This is a genomic window from Alteromonas sp. McT4-15, from assembly GCF_020515205.1.
Taxonomy (GTDB): domain Bacteria; phylum Pseudomonadota; class Gammaproteobacteria; order Enterobacterales; family Alteromonadaceae; genus Alteromonas.
In genome coordinates this window covers 1-8682 of the sequence record NZ_JAJALG010000058.1, presented here as the reverse complement: position 1 = coordinate 8682, position 8682 = coordinate 1, and the positions used below count along the sequence as shown (strand labels likewise).

10 protein-coding genes are annotated in these 8682 nt (G+C 43.1%); 8 read left to right on the top strand and 2 right to left on the bottom strand.

What is annotated here, in order from left to right:
* On the top strand, window positions 1-505 hold a 505-nt coding region (locus LHL20_RS20155), incomplete at its 5' end, for a hypothetical protein (RefSeq protein ID WP_226434582.1).
* On the top strand, window positions 502-2196 hold the full coding sequence (locus LHL20_RS20150; protein WP_226434581.1) for a hypothetical protein: 1695 nt from the start codon (window positions 502-504) through the stop codon (window positions 2194-2196). The genes LHL20_RS20155 and LHL20_RS20150, both read left to right, overlap by 4 nt.
* A 273-nt stretch (window positions 2197-2469) precedes the next feature.
* Here the strand turns inward: LHL20_RS20150 and LHL20_RS20145 are convergent, their stop codons facing one another.
* Together LHL20_RS20145 and LHL20_RS20140 are read right to left on the bottom strand one after the other, a co-directional pair.
* A complete protein-coding gene (locus tag LHL20_RS20145) occupies window positions 2470-2685 on the bottom strand; it encodes a hypothetical protein (protein WP_226434580.1) in 216 nt (71 codons plus the stop codon).
* A 392-nt stretch (window positions 2686-3077) separates the two neighbouring features.
* Window positions 3078-4118: a hypothetical protein gene (locus LHL20_RS20140; protein ID WP_226434579.1), complete on the bottom strand. Its 1041-nt coding sequence runs from the start codon at window positions 4116-4118 to the stop codon at window positions 3078-3080.
* 266 nt (window positions 4119-4384) lie between these two features.
* Here LHL20_RS20140 and LHL20_RS20135 point away from each other — a divergent pair, with 266 nt between their 5' ends.
* The 6 genes from LHL20_RS20135 to LHL20_RS20110 form a co-directional block, all read left to right on the top strand.
* Window positions 4385-4684 (top strand): hypothetical protein, encoded by a 300-nt coding sequence (locus LHL20_RS20135; protein ID WP_226434578.1) that lies wholly within the window; start codon window positions 4385-4387, stop codon window positions 4682-4684.
* A 162-nt stretch (window positions 4685-4846) separates the two neighbouring features.
* A complete protein-coding gene (locus LHL20_RS20130; RefSeq protein WP_226434577.1) occupies window positions 4847-6466 on the top strand; it encodes a Mu transposase domain-containing protein in 1620 nt (539 codons plus the stop codon).
* Window positions 6459-7238 (top strand): ATP-binding protein, encoded by a 780-nt coding sequence (locus tag LHL20_RS20125; protein WP_226434576.1) that lies wholly within the window; start codon window positions 6459-6461, stop codon window positions 7236-7238. Before LHL20_RS20130 ends, LHL20_RS20125 begins: the two co-directional genes overlap by 8 nt.
* Window positions 7231-7380: a hypothetical protein gene (locus LHL20_RS20120; protein ID WP_226434575.1), complete on the top strand. Its 150-nt coding sequence runs from the start codon at window positions 7231-7233 to the stop codon at window positions 7378-7380. Before LHL20_RS20125 ends, LHL20_RS20120 begins: the two co-directional genes overlap by 8 nt.
* The gene (locus tag LHL20_RS20115; protein ID WP_226434574.1) at window positions 7371-7859 is read left to right on the top strand and encodes a hypothetical protein; all 489 of its coding nucleotides are present in this window, start codon (window positions 7371-7373) and stop codon (window positions 7857-7859) included. The genes LHL20_RS20120 and LHL20_RS20115 overlap by 10 nt, the downstream gene beginning before the upstream one ends.
* Window positions 7840-8682: tyrosine-type recombinase/integrase (locus tag LHL20_RS20110; protein WP_226434573.1), on the top strand; the 843-nt coding region annotated here is incomplete at its 3' end. The genes LHL20_RS20115 and LHL20_RS20110, both read left to right, overlap by 20 nt.

Genomic DNA, 8682 nt, shown 5'->3' with positions numbered 1-8682 from the left:
TCATATAGCCCTAGCGTATCAGACTATCTTTGATGAGATTAGAAGAAAAACAAACTTTGAAGATATTCCAAAGACCAGTGATGAGTTGAAAAAAAGAAAGTCTATTAGTAGAACTGAGTTTTCACACATGACTGGATTAGTAGCACAAAGCAGAACATCGAGTGAGCTATGGTTAGAAGCTGTACAACATCTATCAGCTTGTGGTGTAGGCCCATTAGTGCAAAATAAATTAAAACGATTTTGGGATACATACACAGTTGATCGTATGAATGTATCAAATGAACAGTTGTTAGCAATTCAAAAAGAGATTCGACATACAGTTGCAGAGCAACTCAAAATTGATGAAAACGCAGCTATGGACACTTTAATGGAAACAACCCTAACTGCTGTAAAAGATAAATCTGGTTACTCAGATGACTATATTAAGGCCGCTACAATTTACGAGGTGATTAACTATGATCCAATATCGTCGGCTAATTCGAAATTTGAGGGTGAAACAGAATGAGAAACTTGCAGTTAAAAAGCATGCTTCTCGTATCGCATCGAGAAAAGAAAGCGAGAAAGATAAGCTTTCATCCCAAAGTGACGGTAATCAAAGGGACTAACGATACTGGTAAAAGCTCAGTAATAAAAAGCATTCCATATTGCTTCGGTGCTAATCCACATAAGCGCCATAGAAAATGGAAGGACGCCGATGTCATTACGCTAATCAAATTTGAAGTGGATGGGGTAGGCTATGCAATCTATAGGCACAAAAACTCTTTTTCCCTGTTCGACTACAATGACAATATAATCGGCACTTACTCAAGTGTTACAAATGAGTTAGGCCCAGTCCTTGCTAAAATATTTGATTTTAATTTAAAGCTAACCGATAGGACTGGAAACGCTGTAACTCCACCGCCAGCATATTTGCTTTTACCTTTTTATATAGATCAAGATAAAGGTTGGACGGATACATGGTCATCTTTCACAAATTTAGGTCAGTTTGCCCATTGGAAACAACGAGTAACGGGTTATCATTTTGGTTTGAGACCTGACAAATGGTACGCACTTGAAACTCAAAAGAAAAAAGCTGAATCTGAAAGGCAGGAACCCCTTAGGCAGGTTACTTCAATTAATTCTATAAAAGAACGAGCACTAAAAGATTTATCTCATATAGATTTCGATATAGACGTTGATGCTTTTAAATCAGAAATAAATGCCTTACTTGAAGAATGCAATCAATTAAAAAACAAAGAGCAGCAATTTAAGAAAAAATTAACTGATCTTAAAACCGAAAAAATACGGTTAACTGCCCAAATCGAAATAGTAGCAAGGACTCATGATGAGCTAAGTGATGACTACAAATATGCTATAAATCAGGATTGCTCAACAATCGGTTGTCCAACGTGTGGTGCTGAATACGATAATTCTTTTGCTGAACGTTTTGAGATTGCTCAAGACACGGAAACCTGCACCGATTTGCTTGTTTCACTGAGAGATGATCTTGCTCAGATTCAAAGAGGGATTGATAATGAAGAGCAATCTTTATCTACTCTCGCTAGCCAACAAAATACAATCAATGACCTACTAGCTAGTAAACAAGGTTCAGTGAGGTTACAAGACCTTGTTGATATTGAAGGCAAAAAATCGATGATTAAACATCTTGAAGTAGAGGAAAAAGAACAAAATCGAATACTTTTAGGTATAGCAAGCCATATCGACGATATTATTGGCGACATGGAGAAATTCGATACTCCTGAGAGGCGTAGAGAAATTATCAGAGAGTATGGTGAAACGCTGAGAAGATATACCAGCAAGCTAGGAGTTCACTCTCTAAACGATAATGCATTTAAGAGTATCACATCGAGTCTTGATGAGAGCGGGAGTGATCTGCCTAGAGCTGTCTTGGCCTACTTCTTTGCTACTCAGTCAGCCATCAGAGAAAATGGCAATTCAACCCTGTTTCCCGTGATAATTGATGCGCCAAATCAACAAGAGCAAGATCCTGATAATTTGAAGAAAATGTTGGAGTTCATATATGCACAAAGAGCACCAGAACAACAGTTAATTGTTGGAATGGTTGAAGATGCTGGCGTTGAATTTGAGGGTGATATGCTGGTATTTGATAAAAAATATTCTGTCCTGAATGAGTCGGAGTATTTTTTACACGCTTCTGAGCTCCGAGAATATGAGGCCGCCAATTTAGCTCTATAACATTTATATTAATTAAACTTTATTTGAAGCCTTAACCTTGTGGAATCCAAAGCCTCGCTCGTGCGGGGCTTTTTTTGTCTGGCTTACTTAAAGGGCCAAATGGCTGGAATCTGTGAACGAGTTTCGGCGAAATCAATTCAAGCGGAACCGCTGAAATGTCAGAACGGAAGTTTGATAGAAAGTCTTAATGGTGGTTATTCTTTTATAAAAAACCAAACTTGCTCTGGGCGATTTTGCACTTAATGGCGGAGTTGTCGCTTGAGTAACAGTGGCCTATGCCATCTCACCAAATTTCATCTCAAGCACAACTTGCATGAGCCTAGCTCTATCCGAAGGAGTGTTGAAGTAGCTCTTAGGCGTTTTTGATTCCAGAATGGGGATACGCGTATTAAGCCATTCTTCTCTGAGCACAGGATCATCGATCAGGTCGGCTATTTCTGCCTCTAAAGCTTCGACTGTCACTTCAGGCTTGCTGTCACGTTGATCCACTTCTGTTCCCCATTACTCGTTAAGCGTGTCGTAAGTGTAGCAGCTAAAATAGGCTGGAATGAACAATGGCCGACGCTAATCGACCATAGTCATTTTGTATCTCGAGGACCTTCTACACGTTCTACGGGCACGGTAAACAGTTATTGACTACTGACAGGTATCAGTTGTCGCTATACACAAAGTGATTACCGGCGGTAAACATAAAATGAGTACCAGACGACACACCTACTCGGTCCAATAAAATTGGTATCGTGGTCCAGACAAACTGGGTTAATGGTCCATGCTTTTTGTGTTGTTGGTTCAGTGGAACCGGATTTTGCAACTGCAAAATCCGCTCAATTGGAACATTGACTTCATTTTTGTTGGACCACGATACCTAAAATGTTGGACCATTAGTCAATAAGTCTGGACCATGTAGTGACATCGAACTGCGCTCTTTCTCTGAGTATCAATACAAGCTCGTCATGCTTTATGAAGCGTTTTATTTTGCCTGATTTACTTCGGGCACTATTAATTTTGCTTATTACCCACAAGAGTCCCCGTTCACTGTTTGCCGCAAGTGGGAAGTCACTTTTTGGTGCTTTCACAATAATAATAGAGTCATGACTTTTTGCGCTCTGTTGCAGCAGGTTAACTTCTTTTATAAGTAGCTCCCGGTTTGACATGTCTACAAGCGCAAGAAAACGCAAACCTTCTCCTTTATAGGTTTCGCGTAGGCCGATTTGGAAAAGCTTACCCAAGAGCTGGCGCTTGTAGCGGACTAAATCTACACCATATTCGATAAACTCCTTGAGCTTGTTAGTGGCGATGAACGGTTGGCAACGATTGAGTAATTCGACCAGAAAAATAGTCAGTTCGTGATGATTATGGGTGAAGTACCCTGTTGCATTGAGATTTACGAGATGTTCAACAATTGCATGTTGCAAATCATTCATTGAAACTAACACGTTCCCGCTTTTCGCCAGTTTGAATTTCAGAAGCGTTATCAAACAGGCCAATGATTGAGCATCTGCACGCAAGCGCAATTCTGTCACGATTGGCCGGGTAATCTTACGTAATACAAAACTACCGACATCGCTCCTTTTATCTTCGAAAATTGTACTCGCAACATCTAAATCAAGTTTATTGTGCAATAACGTCCAGTCATCCTTCTCAGCTTCCAATAAGAAGAGCGCCAACCATAAAGGGGAATAGTAATACCGTAGTGTTCCCGCCACCTCGTTATCGATTTCCATTATTGTTTCAAAGCTGGGGCGAGTTTGCTGCCCTAAATGCTTATTAAAAACACTTCCTCTGCTTTCTTTACTGCCGAATAGCCTGTCAAGCTGGTTCGCATTGAAAGGACAGTCAAGTGTAGTCAATACAAAGCTGTAAGTGGCGTGAATACGGTGCCACTGCGTTTTTGAAGTCTTGACGACAATATCGCGTTGCAACGACGTCAAAGTCGCCTCCACTTTTCGGCTTGCGAAAATAATTTAAAAAAATTTTACGGCGAAAATGGGCTGCTTTTCTTCCGATTATTAGACATTTGTTCAACCGCTTTTTTTCTATAAACAGCGTTAAACGAAGAAATCGTAACGTTCCGTTATCATTAATTGTAGCTCAAATTATGCGTCACGCTTTCAAAAAGCCTGACGCATTGTCTCTTAGGAAATATGCACTAGGTTAGTAATAAGGTGAAACATAACAGAGCGTATCTATGAGCGAATCAGATACTGAATTATTGGCGTTACAAATTAAAAAAGAGTTGTATGAATACATCGGGCCGCTGTTGTTTGGGAGGCGGTTATACAGTGCACTGGGCTACCCCAGTGTGGATGCATTCAGGCAGTCTGTATCCAGAAAAACAGTACCTGTCGAGGTATTTAGCCTTGAGTATCGGCGAGGTCGATTTGCGCTATCACGGGATGTCGCAGAGTGGTTAGCAACGCAGCGGCAGGACATTATCAAAAAGCGAATGAAGGAGGTAATGCACAGTGACAATTTAAGGGGCTCATAAAACACAAACCCCCGCGAGAGTTTGGCGACCTGCGGGGGCTGTGTTAGATATCGAATTTATTTGCTCGACATCTTAAGTATGGTCGTTCGCGTTGTGTTGTCAATATTTGATGACCATATCTTTGTGGGCCTTGGTTTTTTAATTACAACCGAGGAACTACGCATGATAAATGCAGCTACATTGCGGGCGTTGTTACAAACATTGCTCGTATTAATCAATAAAGTGCTCGTCAACGGCGTGCCACGAGAACTTGTCACACGACAACTTTTATTTGAGCAACTTGCATCCCGACGAATTGCGAAATCGGTCGGATGCTCTCATCAAACGGTGGGAAGACACTCTGATAAACTCTTGAATATGCCGCTTCCATTGCCCGATTTTAATGCTATGGAAGACAGCGAGCTTATCCTTCTGTTTTACCCCAGCGCATTTCATCATCCCAGCTATAAGCGTCGCCCTGATTATGAGGCAGTCAAAATGCAACTGGCTAAACGCCCCAAAAAATATGGCGAGAAAATTAATACCGGCTACTTGCGTTATCGCGAAGAGGATCCTGCGACAGCACTCGGCAGAACGCAATACTTCGCGCTGGTTCGCAGTTATCTGAAAAAATCAAAACTGGCATTTCGTTTTCGTTATGAGCCCGGCGAGATAATGGCTTGTGATTTTTCGGGCATGAAAGTGCACTATCGCGACTTGACTCAGCAGCGTGAAATTTCAATGGACGTGCTAGTCGTTGTATTCGGCCACTCCCAGAAAATGGATGCTGTGGCGCTTCACAATATGTCAGCCAAAAACTGGATCCGAGGGCTGGTTGACGTCATTCATGCAGTAGGAGGTTGTACGCCCGTTATTCGATTTGATAATGCTCAACTGGTAAACCGGGCTGGGCTATTACCCACGCTAAACGAACAGGCCGTCACCTTCAGCCGTTACTACAACCTAGTCTGTGATACCTCTCGTGTCGGCACGCCCAAAGACAATGCGATAGCCGAAAAGAGTGTTCAGTTTATTGAGAACCGGGTGCTGGTTCCCATGAGAAACTTAGAGTTTACCAGTGCTTCGCAGCTTAATCAGCATCTGCGAGCAGAGGTAGAAAAACTTAATAATGAAAAAATGCAAAATGTTGGGCTTAGCAGAAACGAGAAATTTAATCAGGGAGAGAGACAGGCGCTACAGCCTATACCTAACAAGCCGTATCGACCCGTAGATAAATATTACCCGCAAACGGTGTCCGCTGATTATTCAGTGCGCCTGAAAGGGCATCACTACAGTGTTCCTCATAAGTACCGTAATCGCAAAGTCATATTGGAGGTGCGAGATAGCGTACTGACTGTGTTACTGGGCGCTAAAACTATCGCCGCACACACGATAAGCAATGAGGTGGGCGGGCGAACGGTAATTGAACATCATAAGCATCCCATCGAAAAAGCGGAGGACCAGAAAAACGTCACTACCTTTACACAATGGGCGGAGCCATTCGGGCCATATGCTGTGAAAGTAGTGGAGGCCCAGTATTGTGGAAAGAAATCCTCCCGCTCACGTTTTGCCGGAAAAGCATGCTTGTTTATACAAAAGCTCGCTAAAGGTTATGTGCCTTCAGAATTTGAACGGGCTTGTCAGTACGCAGTTGAACATGAAATGACAAAGCCTGAAGACCTTTCCATCATTTTAAAATCGAGCATTTTTGATGACGATGATGAGCGCAATGGCATTGCACCCATACTTCAGCATCAAAACATTCGCGGCAAAGAACACTACGGGGTACATCGTTATGAATAATCTCAACCAATCTATTAAATCGCTGTGTGATTATTTACGGATCCCTATGGTTTACACGGTGTTTACTGAACAAGAAGGTCGCAATAATGTAGATGAACAAACGTTCGCGGAGCGGCTGCTTGAGCAATTGCGAGCGCAAGCCGACAGTGCACACGAATCGAAGGTGGCGCGTCTCCAGAAGGCCGCAAAACTGCGGTGGCCTCAAGCCGTATTAAGTGATATCCAGTCCTGCGATAAGCCGCCTGTGCGCATCTCAAAACTTAAAGAATTGGCACAATGCCAGTGGATAAAAGATTTTCGTCACATCATTATCAGTGGCCCAACAGGAGCGGGAAAAACCCATTTGGCTTGTGCACTCGGACAAGAGGCATTATTGCAAGAATACACGGTGCAATACTATCACTATCCGGTTCTGATCCGTGATCTAAAGATTGCAGAGAAAGCAGGCGACGATTCACTGGAAAAGCTACGCCGCAAGTTGAGTAAAGTCCGGGTTTTACTGATAGATGACTGGGGTATCCAGCCCCTCAATCCTCAGGAGCGCCATCTGCTGTTTGAGCTTATCGAAATCCGCGATCAAAGTTCATCACTTATTATCACCTCGCAATATGCGCCTAGTGACTGGTACGACGCTTTTGGCGACAAGACGGTTGCAGATTCAACATTAGATCGTATCGTGCCTTATGCAATTGCGTTGAATTGGGATTGCGAATCTTACCGTGATAAACGTGGACGTAAGTTCTTCGGTAAGGGAGGTGCGCAAAATGACTAAGTCAGAATTAGCATTAATTAACGCCGAGATGACAGCTGGCTCTTACGCTACCCATGAGCGGACGGTGATTCAGCACCGCGCTCTTCGGGTAGTAAATAACTTGGTTCAAATTCTGTGTAACGGGGGCATCGCATGGCTATAACACACATGGCATACCAAACGATGCTTCGCCAGATTAACCTACAAGACATTTACATTCAGCAAGCGTTTGAATTTTATCGGGACCGTTACTGTAATAACGACGAAATTCAGCGTTTTGTCAGTACCTCAAATGCTATACCCGATGAACTTCGTGACCATGCCTTCATTGGACTATGCGACCGTGCATTGGGATTGGAAATACCCAGTGCCAGAACGATAGAAGGTGGCGCTATACGAGGCCATTATCAACATTGCGGTTTATTTGTTCCATCAGGCGGCGAACTATTTAGAGGATGCGTAGTATTTCCTGAGTTTGATGACAAAACGGGGCAGATTGTTACGGCAGTGGGGTATCGGTTTGGTCGGGTACGTGACTGGCAGAAACCGGTAGTTTATTGGACGAAGCCACAGCCTGACCAGCTGGTTATGAACGGATTAAACACAGTACGGAAAATGGCACATGCAAAAGCCTACCACTAGTCACCTTTGGCGGTGCAGTAAGTATTACTTCCAACTTTGTCTGGCAAAAGGCCAGTCGAGTGACACCGTGCGCAGTAAGCGATATGGCATGAAGAAGTTCTGTGCATGGTGCTTCAGTCGGGGCGTAAGAAGACTGGAAGACGTAAATATCGAGTTGATGGATGATTACATGGAGTATCTCAACTTGTATCGCAAACCGCAGGACAACGAGCCGCTCTGCGATGCAAACAAGTACAGCTTGCTATTATGCGTGAAGAGTTTCATCACCAAGATGTACAACAGAGGTCTGTTGCAAACCAATCCATTGGAGTCAATCGATTTGCCCACGGTAGGGCGTCCTCTTCCTAAAGCAATTTTTACCGCAGAGGAAGTAGAGAAAATTCTTGCCCAACCGCTTTTATTTGGCTTCAAAGGAATGCGAGACAGGTCGATTCTTGAAACGTTTTTCGCCACAGGGATACGCAGAATTGAATTACTCAATCTAGATATTGAAGATATCGACTTTGAGCAGCAATTATTGCGCGTTCGTAAAGGGAAAGGTAAAAGAGAATATATTCTGCCTGTCAGTACCAGAGCCTGTGAATGGATAGTGTTTTACCTGACAAAATTGCGCCCAAAACTTGCCAACATTAAATCAGGTGGCGCATTGTTTCTGGATGATAAAGGAAGACGTTTCAGAGCGAATGCGCTCTCGGATATGGCTTCACGCTACGTTCATTTTGCAGGGTTTAAAAGGGCTGGCTCCTGCCATCTTTTTCGTCATAGTACGGCAACCATCATGTTAGATAACGGTGCGGATATTCGGCATGTGCAGGAGATGTTA